This window comes from Pseudonocardia ammonioxydans, assembly GCF_900115005.1.
Lineage (GTDB): Bacteria > Actinomycetota > Actinomycetes > Mycobacteriales > Pseudonocardiaceae > Pseudonocardia > Pseudonocardia ammonioxydans.
The window spans coordinates 112,999-128,703 of record NZ_FOUY01000013.1 but is presented as its reverse complement, the minus strand read 5'-3'; the positions used below and the strand labels follow the sequence as shown (position 1 = coordinate 128,703).

Annotated in this window: 11 protein-coding genes; 5 read left to right on the top strand and 6 right to left on the bottom strand. The window is 73.0% G+C overall.

The features are described 5' to 3' along the window. Positions 1–6: 6 nt before the first annotated feature. A complete protein-coding gene (locus BM093_RS14710; RefSeq protein WP_093343083.1) occupies positions 7–1,809 on the top strand; it encodes an acyl-CoA dehydrogenase in 1,803 nt (600 codons plus the stop codon). A gap of 21 nt (positions 1,810–1,830) precedes the next feature. Here BM093_RS14710 and BM093_RS14705 read toward each other — a convergent pair whose 3' ends face one another. Then, a complete protein-coding gene (locus BM093_RS14705) occupies positions 1,831–2,790 on the bottom strand; it encodes an AraC-like ligand-binding domain-containing protein (RefSeq protein ID WP_093343080.1) in 960 nt (319 codons plus the stop codon). 181 nt (positions 2,791–2,971) lie between these two features. Here BM093_RS14705 and BM093_RS14700 point away from each other — a divergent pair, with 181 nt between their 5' ends. Genes BM093_RS14700 through BM093_RS14690 form a run of 3 tightly spaced genes read left to right on the top strand, consistent with a single transcriptional unit; the run spans position 2,972 to position 5,755 of the window. Beyond that, positions 2,972–3,940, top strand: a complete 969-nt coding sequence (locus tag BM093_RS14700) for a VOC family protein (protein WP_245773524.1) — start codon at positions 2,972–2,974, stop codon at positions 3,938–3,940. Between the two features lie 10 nt (positions 3,941–3,950). Continuing rightward, positions 3,951–5,132, top strand: a complete 1,182-nt coding sequence (locus BM093_RS14695) for an acyl-CoA dehydrogenase family protein (RefSeq protein WP_093343074.1) — start codon at positions 3,951–3,953, stop codon at positions 5,130–5,132. Continuing rightward, on the top strand, positions 5,132–5,755 hold the full coding sequence (locus tag BM093_RS14690; protein WP_093343193.1) for an alpha/beta hydrolase: 624 nt from the start codon (positions 5,132–5,134) through the stop codon (positions 5,753–5,755). The genes BM093_RS14695 and BM093_RS14690 overlap by 1 nt, the downstream gene beginning before the upstream one ends. Positions 5,756–5,770: 15 nt before the next feature. Here BM093_RS14690 and BM093_RS14685 read toward each other — a convergent pair whose 3' ends face one another. From BM093_RS14685 to BM093_RS14675, 3 genes are read right to left on the bottom strand one after another with little or no spacing between them, the layout of a single operon-like run. Continuing rightward, positions 5,771–6,898 (bottom strand): M20 family metallopeptidase, encoded by a 1,128-nt coding sequence (locus tag BM093_RS14685; RefSeq protein WP_093343071.1) that lies wholly within the window; start codon positions 6,896–6,898, stop codon positions 5,771–5,773. Beyond that, positions 6,895–8,340, bottom strand: coding sequence for an aldehyde dehydrogenase family protein (locus BM093_RS14680; protein ID WP_093343068.1), 1,446 nt, complete (start codon positions 8,338–8,340; stop codon positions 6,895–6,897). Before BM093_RS14680 ends, BM093_RS14685 begins: the two co-directional genes overlap by 4 nt. Before the next feature lie 32 nt (positions 8,341–8,372). Beyond that, positions 8,373–9,944 carry a GMC family oxidoreductase gene (locus BM093_RS14675; RefSeq protein WP_093343065.1) on the bottom strand — a complete coding sequence of 524 codons (1,572 nt, stop codon included), beginning with the start codon at positions 9,942–9,944 and terminating at the stop codon, positions 8,373–8,375. A gap of 123 nt (positions 9,945–10,067) precedes the next feature. Between BM093_RS14675 and BM093_RS14670 the strand changes: the two genes are divergently transcribed. Next, entirely contained in the window at positions 10,068–10,538 is a 471-nt protein-coding gene (locus tag BM093_RS14670) for a GbsR/MarR family transcriptional regulator (RefSeq protein ID WP_093343062.1), read from the top strand. Positions 10,539–10,668: 130 nt separating this feature from the next. On the opposite strand, the gene BM093_RS14665 is transcribed toward BM093_RS14670, so the two are convergent. After that, positions 10,669–13,752: a DEAD/DEAH box helicase gene (locus BM093_RS14665; RefSeq protein WP_093343059.1), complete on the bottom strand. Its 3,084-nt coding sequence runs from the start codon at positions 13,750–13,752 to the stop codon at positions 10,669–10,671. Between the two features lie 140 nt (positions 13,753–13,892). Next, positions 13,893–15,659 (bottom strand): CocE/NonD family hydrolase, encoded by a 1,767-nt coding sequence (locus BM093_RS14660; RefSeq protein ID WP_093343056.1) that lies wholly within the window; start codon positions 15,657–15,659, stop codon positions 13,893–13,895. Positions 15,660–15,705 lie beyond the last annotated feature (46 nt).

Genomic DNA, 15,705 nt, shown 5'->3' with positions numbered 1-15,705 from the left:
GGACCGGTGGCCACGCCGTCCCTGCTGCTCTCCCGACCCGACCTGGACTTCCTGCTGTACGACTGGCTCGACATCGGGTCGCTGACCACGCGGGCGCGGTTCGCCGAGCACTCCCGGGAGACCTTCGACGCGGTCCTCGACGTCTGCGCGGAGATCGCCGGCGAGCGGTTCGCCCCGCACAACAAGCGGAGCGACGCCGAGGAACCCCGCTTCGTCGACGGCCGGGTCGAGCTGCACCCGGAGATCGCACCGGCGCTGCAGGCACTGGCCGGTACCGGGCTGCTCGGCGCGACCGCCGACGAGTCGGCCGGCGGGATGGCCCTACCGCACGTCGTGCACGCCGCCTGCTCGGCCTGGTTCGCCGCCGCGAACATCAGCACCTTCGCCTACGCGATGCTCACCACCGCCAACGCGAACCTGCTGCTCGCCCACGGGTCCGAGGAGCAGGTCCGGCGCTGGGTGCAGCCGATGCTCGAGGGCCGCTACCACGGCACGATGTGCCTGTCCGAGACACAGGCGGGGTCCTCGCTCGCCGACATCACCACCCGGGCCGAGCCGCGCGACGACGGCACCTTCCGGATCACCGGGACGAAGATGTGGATCTCCGGCGGGGACCACGGGCTCGGCGAGAACATCGTCCACCTCGTGCTGGCGAAGATCCCCGGCGGTCCGCCCGGGGTGAAGGGGATCTCGCTGTTCGTCGTGCCCAAGTACCTGGTCGACGACGACGGCTCGCGCGGGGAGCGCAACGACGTCGTCCTCGCCGGGCTGAACCACAAGATGGGCTACCGCGGCACCACCAACACGGTGCTGAACTTCGGCGAGGGGGCGCACACGCCCGGCGGTGAACCCGGCGCGGTCGGGTACCTGGTCGGTGCGCCGCACACCGGGCTCGCGCAGATGTTCCACATGATGAACGAGGCGCGCGTCGGGGTCGGGGCGGGCGCCGTCGCGCTGGGCTACACGGGCTACCTCAAGTCCCTCGACTACGCCCGCACTCGCACCCAGGGGCGGCCGCCGTCGTCCAAGGACCCCGCCGCCGCACCGTCGGCGCTGATCGACCACGCCGACATCCGGCGGATGCTGCTCGCCCAGAAGTCCTACGTGGAGGGCGGGCTGGCGCTGGTGCTGTACTGCGGACGGCTGGTCGACGACCTGCGCACGGCGACCGACGGCGAGGAACGGGACCGGCTGGCGCTCCTGCTCGACGTGCTCACCCCGATCGCGAAGAGCTGGCCGTCGCAGTGGTGCCTGCACGCCAACGACCTGGCGATCCAGATCCACGGCGGCTACGGCTACACCCGCGAGTACGACGTCGAGCAGCACTACCGGGACAACCGGCTCAACCCGATCCACGAGGGCACCCACGGCATCCAGGCGATCGACCTGCTCGGCCGCAAGACCGCGCTGCGTGACGGGGCCGGGCTGCGTGCGCTGGAGTCCGTCCTGCGCCGGGGCGTCGACACCGCCCGGCGACGCGGCGGAGAGGCCGCGGACCTGGCGGAGCGGCTCGAGCAGGCGGTGGGCCGGCTGGTCGAGGTCACCACGCTGGTGCACGCCGAACCGGACCCGGACGTCCGCCTCGCCAACGCCTCGGTCCACCTCGAGGCGACGGGACACGTCGTCGTCGCCTGGATCTGGCTCGAGCAGTTCCTCGCGGCCGGTGACGCCGGCGACGCGCTGCGGGCGGGGAAGCGGCAGGCCGCCCGGTACTTCTTCGGCTACGAGCTGCCGCGGGTGTACCCGCAGTTCGACCTGCTCGCCCGGCTCGACCGCACCACCCTCGAGACCGACCCGGCCTGGTTCTAACCGTGCTGTCCGGGCCGGCCGCTACGGCATCGCCGCCCGGCGGAACCCGGCCGGGGTCAGCCCCGTCTCCAGCTTGAACACGTGCCCGAAGTGCGCGGGGCTGGTAAACCCCCAGCGGGCTCCGATCCGGGAGGCCGGGACGCCGGCCAGCGCCGGGTCGGCCAGGTCGCGGCGGCACTGTTCGAGCCGCCGCGCCCGGATCCAACGGGCGACGGTGGTGCCGGTCCGGTCGAACAGCCCGTAGAGGTGCCGCGGCGAGATGTGGTGGGCCGTGGCGATCCGGGCCGGTGACAGGTCGTGCTCGCCGAGGTGGCGGTCGATGAAGTCCTGGATCTGCTCCAGCGGGTCGGCCGGGGCGCGGTCGGCCGCACCGCTCGTGGACCGCAGCAGCAGCCCGACCAGGTCCATCGTTGACCGGACGACGGACGGGCCCTGCGCACCGAGCCCGTCGAGGTTGCGGTTCACGCTGAGCAGCGTGTCCCACGCGGTCGCGGACAGCCCGGGTGCATAGTCGAACGCGGTGGCCGTGATCTCGCCGATCCGTTCCCGCACGGACGGGCCCAGCCGGGCCTTTGCGAACCGCACGCAGGTGGACCGGTAGTCGTCACCGGCGACGAGGACCGCGGGGCGCGACGAGTCGTACACCGCGAACGTGCCGGGGGACAGGACCGCGGTGCGGTCATCCTGGGTGATCCGGATGCTGCCGGAGAGCTGCAGGGTCATCAGCAGGTAGCCGGTGTCGGCGTCGGAGATGACACTGCGGTCCCGGTGGGCGGCATGACGTCCGCTGACCATGTCGATGAAGTCGACCCCGGCCAGCGAACGCTGGCGGATCGCGCCGGTGAACGCGCGGGGGCGGTCGCAGTCGAACTCGAAGCGCATGACGTCGCGCGCCACGGCGCTGCGCCAGGAACCGAACGAGATCCGCGGTCCGGCCGTGGTGAGCGCCGGATCGCCGAGGTGCTCGGGCAGTGACGTCATCGTCGTCTCCCTGGTCCGTCGTCTCCTGGTACCGCCGGTCTCCCGGTACCGCCGTCGAACCCACCGGCGACGATACCCGCACGTCCGCCGGCTGCCGATGCAGCGCGGCGACAGGACCGGGCGCTCTCGCGATACCCCTCCCGGTGCGCGGTTCCTACGCTCGGTCCCGTCGGATCACTCGATGGGGAGGACTGACATGGCCTACATCAAGGGCTCGCACCACGTGACGCTGTCGGTGGGGAACGCGCAGGACGACGTCGACTTCCACGTCAAGGTGCTCGGAATGCGATTCATCAAGCGCACCGTGCTCTTCGACGGCTCGCTGCCGATCTACCACCTCTACTACTCGAACGCGCACGGCGACCCGTCTGCAGTGGTGACCACGTTCCCGTGGGCGCAGGCCGGGCTGTTCGGGACGCCCGGGACCAACCAGTCGCGCGAGGTGCTGCTCGCGATCCCGCACGGGTCCATGAACTACTGGCACGACCGGCTCACCGCACACGACGTCGAGGTCACCGACGTGGAGCGGTTCGGGCAGCGGCGCCTGGCGTTCCGGCACCCCTCGGGGATCGAGTACATGTTCGTCGGCAGCACCGGCGACGGACGGGTCGGCCACACCGGCTACGGCGTCCCCCAGGAACACGCCGTCCACGGGCTGCACGGGATCGGCGTGCACGTGCACACCCCGGACCGGATGGTCGAGTTCGCCGACCGCTCGTTCTTCGGTCAGGGCGACCCGGTCGAGGAGCGGGACGTCGTGGCGCTGCAGGTGGGCGAGGCGAAGGTCGGCAACCACGTGGAGATCACCGTCAACCGCCGCGACGACCAGGGCACCTGGCACTACGGCGCCGGTACCCACCACCACTTCGCCTGGGATCTCGAGACGCTGGAGAACCAGGACGAGGCCAAGTTCGGCATCGAGGGCGCCGGCTACACCGACATCTCCGAGCTGAAGGACCGCAAGTACTTCAAGAGCGTCTACGTGCGGACGCCGGGCGGCGCTCTGTTCGAGCTGGCGGTCACCCACGCCGAGGGCGGCTGGGACTGCGACGAGTCCCCGCACGAGCTGGGAACCCGGTTCCAGCTGCCGGAGCAGTTCGAGCATCGGCGCGAGGAGATCTTCTCCCGGCTCGAGCCGATCGACATCTGAGGGGACCGTCATGGGACAGCTCCACGTCAGCGACGAGCTCGACGCACTGATCGAACGCATCGACGGGATCTCGGCGACGCTGCAGGACAACGCCGAGAAGAGCGAGGACCTCGGCAGGCTCACCGATGAGTCGGCGGACGCGCTGGTCGGCACGGGCGCCTTCCGGATCGGCATCCCGCGCGAGCTCGGCGGCTACGAGTTCTCACCCCGGCAGGTCATCGACACCATCGCGCGCATCACCTACGCCGACGCCTCGGCCGGGTGGACGTTCATGGCCGTACAGATGATCACCGGGACGACCGCCGCCTACCTGGGCGAGGTGGCCGCGCGGGACCTGTTCCCGGACGTGGTGAACGGACGCCACGCCCTGATCGCCGGCCAGGGGACCAAGCTGGGTGATGCCGTGCGTGTTGACGGCGGCTACCGGATCAGCGGCCACTGGCACTTCGCCTCCGGGAGCGCGATGGCCAGCCACATCCACACCGCGGCGCTGTGCGCCGACACCGGCGAGGCACTGGTGCTGACCCTGCCCGCGGAGTCGACGACCCCGGTCGACAACTGGGATGTCATGGGCCTGCGCGCCACCTCCAGCCACGACTACCTGTGTGACGACGTGTTCGTCCCGGACAGCCACGCCTATCCGATCGCCACCACCGACGTCCGGCACGGCGGGGCGATCTACCGGATCGGCCTGGCGAACATGGCCGGCATCTGCCACACCGGCTGGGCGCTCGGGGTCGGCCGGCGGATGCTCGACGAGCTGCGGGAGCTGGCGGTGCGCAAGTCCGGCACCCCGGGCGCGACGGTCGACACCCAGCAGTTCCACGCCGAGTACGCCCGCGCCGAGGCCGGGCTGCGCTCCGCCCACGCGTGGGTGTCGGAGGTGTGGGCCGACAACGAGGCGACGCTCGATGCCGGCGAGAAGCTGAGCACCGAGCAGGAGACGCTGACCCGGCTCATGCTCAACAACACCACCTGGTCGGTCCATGAGGTGGGGCAGGCGGTCTACAGGTGGGCCGGCACTGCGGCGCTGCGCCGTGGTGTCCTGCAGCGGTTCTTCCGGGACCTGCACGCCGGCACCCAGCACGTCACGTCCGGCCCGGTCGTCCTGCAGAACTGCGGGCGGTGGCTGTCCGGGCTGGCCCCGGACGCGCACTGGGCCTTCCTCGACCTGCAGGAGGCGCCCGCGTGATGCACGAGTGGGGTGCCACCGCGGGGACGGCCGGCCTGGCCGTCCTCGCGGTGCACGGCCGCGGCCAGACCCCGCAGTTCATGCAGGAGACCGCCGCCCGGTTCGCCGCCCCCCGCGTGCGCTTCCACGCCCCGCACGCCGCCGGTGACAGCTGGTACCCGGAACCGTTCCTGGTGCCACTGGAGCGCAACCGGCCCGCGCTCGGTGAGTCCCTGGAGATCGTGACCGGGTGCCTGGACGAGCTGGCCGGCCGCGGGTTCCCGCGCGAGCGCGTCGTGCTCTGGGGCTTCTCGCAGGGAGCCTGCCTGCTGGCCCACCACGTCCTGACCGTCGCCCCGCAGCGCTACGCGGGCCTGATCCTCTTCACCGGTGGCTACATCGGGCCGGAACCGATCACCGGCCCGCCCGCGGGATCCCTCGACGGGCTCGCCACGGTCGTGCGCAGCATCGACCGCGATCCCTGGGTGCCGCGGTACCGGGTGGAGGAGACCGCCGCGCTGCTCGAGTGGGCCGGCGCCACGGTCGACCTCCGGATCGACCCGGGTGACGAGCACGTGATCACCGACGGGGCGTGTGCCGCCGCCGGGGAGCTGCTCACGACGGCCGGAGTGCGTGCGGGATGAACGGGACGGCGGCACTCACGCCCCGGCCAGGTCGGCGGCCGTCCAGGCCATGGCGATCGCGCCCTCGACGACGGCCCGGTCCGCGGCCGGGGTGACGCACGCGGCGGTGAACTCGGGCTGGTGGTTGACGGCGGGGAGGCAGTCCAGGCCGAGCATCGGATGGATGGTCGGCACGACGTGCGAGACGTTGCCCATGTCGGTGGCGGCGCCGGTCATCCCGGCCGGCAGCTCGGGGAAGGTGCGCCCGAGCGCCTCGGCGTTGGCCCGGTAGAGCGCCAGCAGGCCGGGGTCGGGGCGCAGATCGGCGTAGTCCGGGCAGGCCGGGGTGAGGCCGAGCTCGCACCCGGTGGCCAGCGCACCGGCCTCGAAGCAGCGCTGCACCCGGTCCGTCAGCGGTGCGAGCGCGACCTGGGAGTCCGCGCGCACGATCCACTGTCCACGGCTGGTGTCCGGGATGATGTTCGCCGCGCTGCCGGCCTCCGTGACGATGCCCTGGATCCGGTCGGTGCCGGCGGTCTGCTGGCGCAGCAGGCCGATCGCGACCTGGGCGACGGTCATCGCGTCGGCGGCGTTGACACCGCGCTCCGGGTAGGCGCCGGCGTGTGCCGGGGTGCCGCGGTAGGACACGTCGAACACCGACACCGCGGTGCCGGGCATCGCGGCCATCTCGACGGCGGCGGGATGCACCATCATCGCCGCGTCGAGCCCGTCGAACGCGCCGCGCTCGAGCATCAGGATCTTCCCGCCGCCGCCCTCCTCCGCGGGCGTCCCCAGCACGGTGATCGTCAGCCCGAGGTCGTCGGCCAGGCCGGCCAGCCCGATCCCGGCGCCCGCCGCCGCGGCGGCGATGATGTTGTGCCCGCAGGCGTGCCCGATGCCGGGCAGCGCGTCGTACTCGGCGCAGATGCCGACGTGGACCGGCCCGGACCCGACGGTGGCGCGCACCGCGGTGTTCAGGCCGTAGCAGCCGTGGTCGACGGTGAACCCGCCCGCGGCCAGCAGCTCGGCCAGCCAGGCGCTGGCGCGGACCTCTTCGAAGGCGAGCTCGGGGTGCGCGTGGATGCGGTGCGACAGCCCGAGCAGCTCCGCCTCGGCCGACCGGATCCGCGTCTCGATCTCCCGCCGGGCCTGCGGGGCGTTCACGACGCCGCCACGTACACGGTGGACGGCCGGGTGGCGGCGTCGTAGGTCGCGTGCCCACCCGTCGCGCCCATGCCGCTGTCACGCGCGGGCTCGCAGACCATGCCCGCTCCGCCGCCCTGCCACTGGTTCACCCAGGTCACCGCGGCCGGGATGGACGCCGCCTCCGCGGCGTGCGCCGGGTCGTGGGTGTAGACGGTGGCCGCCAGCCCGAACGCCGACCGGCTCGCCCGCGCCAGGCCGTCCTCCCAGGACTCGACGACCTGGACCGGGGCGACCGGCCCGAACGTCTCCTCGGTCATCACGAGCATCGCGTCGTCGACGTCGGTGAGCACCGTCGCGGGGTAGAAGCATCCCGGGCCGGATGGCGTGGTGCCGCCGGCCCGGATGGTCGCGCCGCGGGCGACGGCGTCGGCGACCTGCTGTTCGACGAGCTCGCGCTGGCGGCGGTCGACCAGCGGGCCGAGCACGGTCTGCTCGTCGCGGCCGTCGCCGGTGGTGTAGCCGGCCGCGGCCGCGCAGAGTGCGCTCACGAACTCCTCCGCGACGTCGCGGTGCACGTAGATCCGTTCCATCGACGTGCAGATCTGGCCGCTGTTCATGAACGCCCCGAACGCGACGGCGTGTGCGGTGGCGACCGGATCGACGCCGGCGTCGACGACGACCGGGTCCTTGCCGCCCAGCTCGAGCAGCGCCCGGTGCAGGCCGCGGCCGGTGCTCGCGCCGACCTCGCGACCGGCCGCCACGGATCCGGTGAACCGGACCAGCCCGACGTCCGGGTGGCTGCTCAGGGGCGCGCCGGCGCGCCGGTCGCCGTGCACCAGGTTCAGCACGCCGGCCGGGAGATCGAGCAGCTCGACCAGCCGCCCGGTGGAGAGCGGGGACCGCTCGGAGGGCTTGAGCACCACGGTGTTGCCCGCGGCCAGCAGCGGTCCGATCGCGATCAGGACAGTGAGGACCGGGAAGTTCCACGGCGTGATCACGGCCGTGACGCCGAGCGGGTGGCGCAGCACCCGGCTGCTGCTGCCGTCGTCGTGGGCGGTGACGGTGTCGAACGGGTAGCTGCGCGCGTCGGCCAGTGCCCCGCGCAGCATCGCGACGCCGTTCTCGATGAACGTCCGGCCCAGGCCGACCGGCTTGCCCATCTCGCGGCACTGCAGCTCGGCCAGTTCGCCGGCGTGCGTGGCGACGGTGTCGGCGACCCGCTCGAGCCGGCCGATCCGCTCGTCCGACGACACCGCGGCCCACCCCGGTTGCGCCGCCGTGGCCGCCGCGACGGCGCGGTCGACGTCCTCGGCGCAGCCCACCGGCCGGCGCGCGACGAGCTCGCCGGACGCCGGGTCGACGAGGTCGCCGAACGCACCGGCGGCCGAGTCCTCCCGGCGCCCGCCGATGTAGTTCTGCAGGGTGGCGACGGGCAGGGTGGCGACGGGCGGAGTCGTCATGGGAGAGGTCGCGCTCCTCGGGGACGGGGTGCTCACGAGCGGCCCAGCCGCTCGGCGATCAGCTCACCGGCCATGATCGCGGTCAGGTTCGTGTTGGCCCGGGGAACCGAGGGGAAGATCGAGGCGTCGACGACGCGCAGACCGTCGACCCCGAGGACCCGGCAGTCCGGGTCGACCACGGTGTCCACACCAGATGGGTCGCCCATCCGGCAGGTGCTCGTCGCGTGCTGGGCGTCCGCGGCCGTGGCCAGCAGGTGGTCGTCGAGCCGGGCGTCGTCGTCCAGGACGGACAGCAGGGTCGTGTTGACCCGGTCGACGGGTCCGTCCGCGATGGCCGCGGCGTCGGCACCGCGGGCCATCTCCATCAGGGCGCGGACGCCCGAGCGCAGCCGCGCCAGGTCGCGCTCGTCGGAGAGCATCGCCTCCCGGACCTCCGGCTGCACCCGCGGGTCGGTCGAGGTCAGCGTCACCGACCCGCGGGAGTACGCCTGGTTGACCCACACCCCGAACCCGCCGGCCCCGAACCGCAGGTCGGCGTGCTCCATGGCCAGCACGTTCTGGTTGAGCGACACGAACATCATGTCCAGCGGCAACGCGCCCGGTGCGTCGCTGGTGTAGCGCACGCAGACGTTGGTGTGCCGGTCGTCCGGGCTCCGCATCGCCGACGCCTCGTTCAGCGGGATCGCCACGCCGACCATCGGGTGGTCCTGCAGCCCGCGTCCCACCGGCAGATCCGCGACGACGTCGATCCCGAGCCCGCGCAGCAGGCCGGCCGGCCCGATCCCGGAGCGCATCAGGACGGTGGGGGAGTGCACCGCACCGGCGCTGAGCACGACGAGATCCGCGTGCTCCTGCACCGGCGCGTCACCGGCCAGGTAGCGCACGCCCACCGCCCGGCCCGCCTCGACGAGCACCCGGTCGACCAGGGCGTCGCCACGGATCGTGAGGTTCCCGGAGTCCCGGGCGGGTTCGAGGTAGCCGTCGTTGACGCTCACCCGCCGCCGGTCCCGGGAGTTGATCGGGTACGGCGAGACCCCGGCGGCGCCGGGCGCGTTGACGTCCTTGGCCCAGCCGTGGCCCGCTGCGAGCGCCGCATCGCACAGCGCGGTGTCCGCCGAGCCCCACTGTGAGCGCGGCATCCGGTGGATCGGGGTCGGGCCGCCGCGGCCGTGGTAGGGCTCGTCGCCGAACTGCTCGTCGTGCTCGGACCGGGCGAAGTGCGGCAACACGTCGTCGGGGGACCAGCCGGTGCAGCCCTGGCGGACCCAGTCGTCGAAGTCCGCCATCGGTGGCCGGATCGCGATCTGACCGTTGATCGACGAGCTGCCCCCGGTGCCGCGGCCGCGCCAGTACAGGGCGGCGTCCTGCTTGTCCGTCCGGGTGGCGAGCAGGTCCGGCCACACCAGCGGTGTGGTCGCCTCCCGGTCGAGCAGTGCCCGTGCCGGGTTCGGTGAGCGCCAGACCTCGGGTATCTCGGCCGACCGCAGGTCCGGTCCGGCCTCGAGCAGCAGGACGCAGCGCCCCGCCCCCGCGAGACGACTCGCGAGCACGGCGCCGGACGAACCCGCGCCCACCACGATGACGTCCCAGCCGTGCTTCGCCATGGGGAACCTCCGCCGAGCGGGGGCGACCTCCCTGATGGGGCCGCCGACGGGCGGTACTATGGCGCCCACCTGAACTCTCAGTCAATGCTGAATTTTCGTACGTGAGTGAAATGAGGGGGACGCGTGGGCGCCTCGGACACCCGCACGGCCGCCGCGGAGCTCCTGATCGAGGACTTCGCGACGGTGCTCGGGCAGACCATGGGCTGGTCGCCGACGACCGGGCGCACTGCGGGGGTGCTCCTGCTGAGCGGGGAGCCGATGACCGCCCGGCAGCTGCAGGCCGAGGTCGGCGCGAGCGCGGGGGCGATGTCCGAGATCACCCGCCTGCTGATCACCAACGGTGTCGTCCACCGGTTCAAACAGGAGGGGGCGCGGCACTACGTCCACCAGTGGCGCGCGGACGCCTGGGTCGGCTGTCTGGAACACCAGCTCGCCCAGGTGCGGAGGCTGCGCGACCTCGCCCACCGCACGGAGGCGTCGAGCGACGGCCTCCCGGCGCTGCAGCAGGAGCGGCTCGGTCAGATGGCCGCCTACTACGACTTCATGGTGGCGCGGCTGACCTCGCTGCTCGAGGACTACCGCGCGCGCCTCTGACCGTGCTCCTCGCCGAGGGGGTACCACGGGCGGCGCTGATCAGCGTCCGGGTGGCGATCGGTGCCGTCCCTGGCACGGATCAGCACCCATTCGACGATCACGAGTGGTGGGCCGGGAGCGCGGGTCACGCCTACGAAGCGACGACGCGCGCCGCCCGGAACGTCTCGCCCGGCATCGCCCGGCGCAGCTTCCAGGTGATCGCGATCGGCTTGCTGCCCTGGTGGCTCACGTACTCGCAGGCCCCGAGGCACAGGAACGGCGCGCCGGCCCCGATGTCGTCTCCCGGGGCGTCGCGCACGAACAGCAGCACGTGGGTGCCTTCCTCGCGGTGGTGCAGGTAGCGCCACCCCATCCCGGTCTCCGGCGAGGCCGCGTTCTGCGACTCCCAGTGGAACGTGTCGGGCTGGAGCGCGAAGTCCCGGTACATCGTGGTGGGGGAGAAGTCGCGCTCGGTCTTGTGCAGGTTGACGAACAGCGCGTCGACACCGGCGTCCTCGGCCCAGACGACGCCGGTCGCATGCCCGCTCGCCTTGCGGGACAGCGACGCCCAGTTCAGTGCGGCCAGCACCTCCTCGCGCCGGTAGCGGGCGTGGCTGAACAGCGGGACGTCCTGCAGACCCTCACCGAGCGACCGCGGGACGTGCCGGGCCTGGTCGAGGCCGTAGGCCACGAGCTCGCGGATCTCGGCGCAGACGGCCTCGTGCCGGCGGAGGTGATCGAATCCGGCCTGGTAGTCGGCGAACCCGCCACGGCCCGGCCAGAGCTGGAAGAACAGCATCCGGGCGAGCCGCTGCTCGCGGTCGGTGAGCTCGGCGTAGGCGGGTCCGGACGGGTCGGCGAGGCGCGCGTACACCTCGGCCCGTTCCCGGTCGTCGACGTGGGTGAGCGTCGCGAGGCGGCGCAGCAGCGCCGCCTCGTCCGGGCCGGGCGCGGGGACCGGGAACCCGGCCTCGCGGCGCAGCGCCGTCCACGACCCCTTGCCGCGGTAGATGTCGGGCAGCTCGCTGCCCGACTCGTGCAGGTAGCGCCCCAGCGCCGACTCGCCGTGGGCCCGGACCTCGGCGACGAGCGCGGTGCGGGACAGGTGCACCCGCCGGCGGACGTTGTCGAGCACGATCTGCCGGGCGACCGGGTCGAGCACCATCGCCGAGCCGGACGGCAGGAACGGGAAACCGTCCTCGACGTCCCGCTCGACCCGGGTCCGGCTGCTGCCGGTCAGGGCCCGGAAGCGCAGGTCGAACCGGAACTCGCGACGGTGCTGGCCGATGAAGTCGAGCACGGTCAGCACGGCCTTGCCCGGTGCCCGGCGCAGCCCGCGGCCGAGTTGCTGCAGGAAGACCGTCGCGCTCTGGGTCGGGCGCAGCAGGAGCACGGTGTCGACTTCCGGCACGTCGAGGCCCTCGTTGAACACGTCGACGGCGAACAGGCAGTTCACCTCGCCGGCGCGCAGCCTGCGGAGCGCACCGTCGCGGTCCTCGCGCGAGGTCTGCCCGGTGACGGTCTCGCTGGGGATGCCGGCGTCGGTGAACACGCGCGCCATGTACTCGGCGTGTGCCACGGACACGCAGAACCCGAGTGCCCGCATGCTGGTGACGTCGGAGACCTTGGACCGGGTCTCCCGGATGATCTTGCGGGCGCGGGCGTCGTTGCCGGTGTAGAGGTTGTCGAGGGTCGTGACGTCGTAGCTGCCGCGCTTCCACTCCACACCGGACAGGTCGACGTCGTCGGCGACGCCGAAGTAGTGGAACGGCACGAGCAGGTCGGCGGACAACGCGTCCCACAGCCGGAGCTCGGCGGCGGCCCGGCCGTCGAAGTACCGCTCGCGCACGTCGATGCCGTCGGACCGTTCGGGGGTGGCGGTCAGGCCGAGCAGTTCCGCCGGCCGAAGATGGTCCAGCAGTCGTCGGTACGTGGCGGCCTCGGCATGGTGGAACTCGTCGATGACGACGACGTCGAAGTGGTCCGGCGGGATGTTCTCCACGCCGTAGGCGGCCAGCGACTGGACGCTCGCGAAGACGTGGTTCCAGCGTTGTGGCCGGTCCCCGCCGACGTAGGTCTCGCCGAACGCCCCCTCGGCCAGGACGTTGCGGTAGGTCCGGAGGGACTGATCGAGGATCTCCTTGCGGTGCGCGACGAACAGCAGCCGGGGGTGCTCGGCGCGGAGACGGCGGTAGTCGAACGCGGCGACGACCGTCTTGCCGGTGCCCGTCGCGGCGATGACCAGGTTGCGGTGCCGGTCGTGCAGCGTCCGTTCGGCGGCGAGCGCCTCGAGGATCTGGTCCTGGTGCGGGTAGGGCCGCAGCTCCCCGCCCGGCACCAGTGCCGGCCCGTCCCGCCGGTGCCGGTGCAGCGCCGTGGCGAGCCGTTCGGAGTCGGCGGGGACGGCCGGGTCGTAGGGGACGAAGTCGGGTGCGGCCCAGTAGGTGTCGAACGTGGATGTGAACTTGCGGATCAGCTCCGGGGTGGCGACCGAGGAGAGCCGCACGTTCCACTCCAGACCGTCGACGAGTGCGGAGCGGGACAGGTTCGAGCTCCCGACGAAGGCGGTGTCGAACCCGGTGTCGCGGCGGAACAACCACGCCTTGGCGTGCAGCCGGGTCGTGGCGCTCGCGTAGCTGACCTTCATCTCGGCTCCGTGCCGGCGTACGAGCTCGTCGACCGCCCGTTGTTCGGTCGCGCCCATGTACGTCGTCGTGATCACGCGGAACGGGACGCCGCGCTCGCGCAGCACGTCGAGCTCCTGCTCCAGCAACCGGATGCCGTGCCAGCGGATGAACGCGCAGAGCAGATCGACCCGGTCGGCGCTGGACAGCTCCGACTGCAGCGCCGTGTGCAGCGTCGGTTCGCCGGCGGCGTTGGTGAACAGGGCCGCGTCCGAGAGCGGCGTGATCGGCGCATGGACCTCCCACGTGCCGGGCCCGATCTCGCGGGTGAGCGCGATGAGGTGCTCGAGCCGGTCCTGCAGTGTCTCGGCGGGGGCCTGCTCGGCGATCTCGATGAGCTGGTTGACCAGCGTGACGCGCTGCTCCGGTGTGCGGTCGGCGAGTGCGCGCTCGACCGCCGAGGCCACGTGCCGGGCCAGCACGCGCGGCTGTTCGGCGGCCTCGACCGGAGCCCAGCGGGGCTGGAGGTCCGCGCCGGTCCGGCCGAGGGCGGCCTTCAGGCCGGCGGTGTGCAGGCTCTCGTGCGCGCCGGCGCGCAGCGGTTCGGACACGCGTCTCCTGCCGTCGTCGGGGACGATCAGGATGCCGGGTCCGGACCGGTCGGACGTGGAACGCGGGATCGCCGCCGGCGGGCCGGCGTGTCGCGCGCTCTGATCCGGAAAGAAGGCTGGTGATGTCGGTCCAGGACTGTTCAGCCGGTGCGCCGAGGTAACGCCACCGAGGATCGTGTGTCCGGGCCGGACAGCACCTCGACGTGGGCGCCGTCGGCGTCCGGCAGCGCCCCGGTGGCCCGGGGGTCGTGCCCGGTCACCGTGATCTGGATCCGGTGCCCGGCCCGGACCAGGTACGAGGTGGGCAGCATCGCGAAGTGCAGCCGGGCGGCCTCGCCGGGCCGGGCGGGTGCGGCGTCGGCGGCGTGCGCCCGGTGCCAGGGCACGCCGTCGGGCAGCGCGTAGGGGGCCGGGTGCTCGGCACGCAGCGAGATCCGCTGCCGGCCCTCGGTGATCACGGTCGTGGTCCCGTCCGGGGCGACGTCGGACAGGTAGGCGAACACGTCGCCGTCGCGCCGGTCGGTGCGCACGTGCAGGTCGGCGACCGGGGTGCCGGTCAGCTCGGTGTCGGTCTCGAGCACCGGGCCGCGCCAGCTGTTGCCGCTGCCCGGGATGTGGCAGGGCTGGATCGTCGAGCCGCTGCCCGGGTCGGTGGGGCACTGCGCCGCGGTGTCCACGGTGAACCCGCGGGCGCCGGGCGCGGCCGACCCGAGGACGCCGTCGGCGCCGAGCGTCGTGGGCTGCGGGGTGGTCCCGGCCGGGGGCCAGCTCTGCGCGGCCTTCCACTCCAGGCCGGTGGCGTCCGCGGCGTCGGAGTCGGGGGTGGCGTAGTGGATCGGCGGCTCGGCGTCGATGCCGGTGTCGATGCCCTTGAGGTGCTGGTCGAAGAACCGGTGCGCTTCCTGCACGAGCCCGAACCCGGCGTTCTCGCAGTGCTTCCACGGCCCGACGAGCAGCCGCGAGCCCGGCACGTTCAGCAGCGTCGCGACGCCCTGGCCGCGCAGCTCGTCCCGCCACCCGCCGATCACGTAGACCGGCACGTCGGCGGCCCGGACCTGGTCGGCGTAGGTCCCGACGCTGCCCTCGGACCAGAACCGGGACTGCACCGACGGGGCCCAGCTGTCCCGGTACGGCATCGAGCGCCACATGTCGGCCAGCGGGGTCGCCTTCTGGTGCTCGACGGCGGCCTCCCGCAGCAGGGTCTTGTCCTCGTCGCCGTCGACGGGGGCGTTGGCGAGGTCCTGCTCGACGGTGCGGGACGGGCCGAAGCCCCACTGGGCGGAGATGCCGCCGACCCGCCACGAGTCGTACTTGTCCCAGGAGAAGCAGCCCGCGAGCACCGCCTTCAGGTGCGGCGGCCGGACGGTGAGGGTGTGCATCGCGGCGTCCCCGGTGTTCGAGCAGCCGTAGACGCCGACGTTGCCGTCGGACCAGGGCTGCGCGGCGAGCCACTCGGTGACCTCGTAGGCGTCGCCGGCCTCGAGCCGGTCGTTGTAGCCGCGCCGCACCCCGAAGGACTGGCCGTTGCCGCGGCGGGCGACCTGGGCGACGACGTAGCCGTGGTCGGTGAGCGTCGGGATCGTCTGGATGCCGCCGGTCTTCGGGCCGGCGCCGTCCTCGGGCTTGCGCTCGGTGGACAGGCTGTGCTGCCACAGCACGGGGAACGGGCCGGGCGCGGGCGCGCCGTCGATCGCGGGCCGGTCGAGCCTCACCGCGAGCCGGGTGCCGTCGCGCATCGGGAGGTAGAAGGACTCGGTGACCCGCTCGGTGAACTGTCTCTCCGGCGTGTAGGACCCGAGCGCGGACGGCGCGGCGGCCGGCGCGGCCGGCCCCGAGCAGGCCGTGACGACGGCGAGGGCGAGCAGGACGACGAGCCCGGTTGCGGTTCGTCGGGCGGGCACGGGCATGGCGAGGCCTCCGCGGGCGCGGTCGATGGTGCAGCGGTCGGACAGG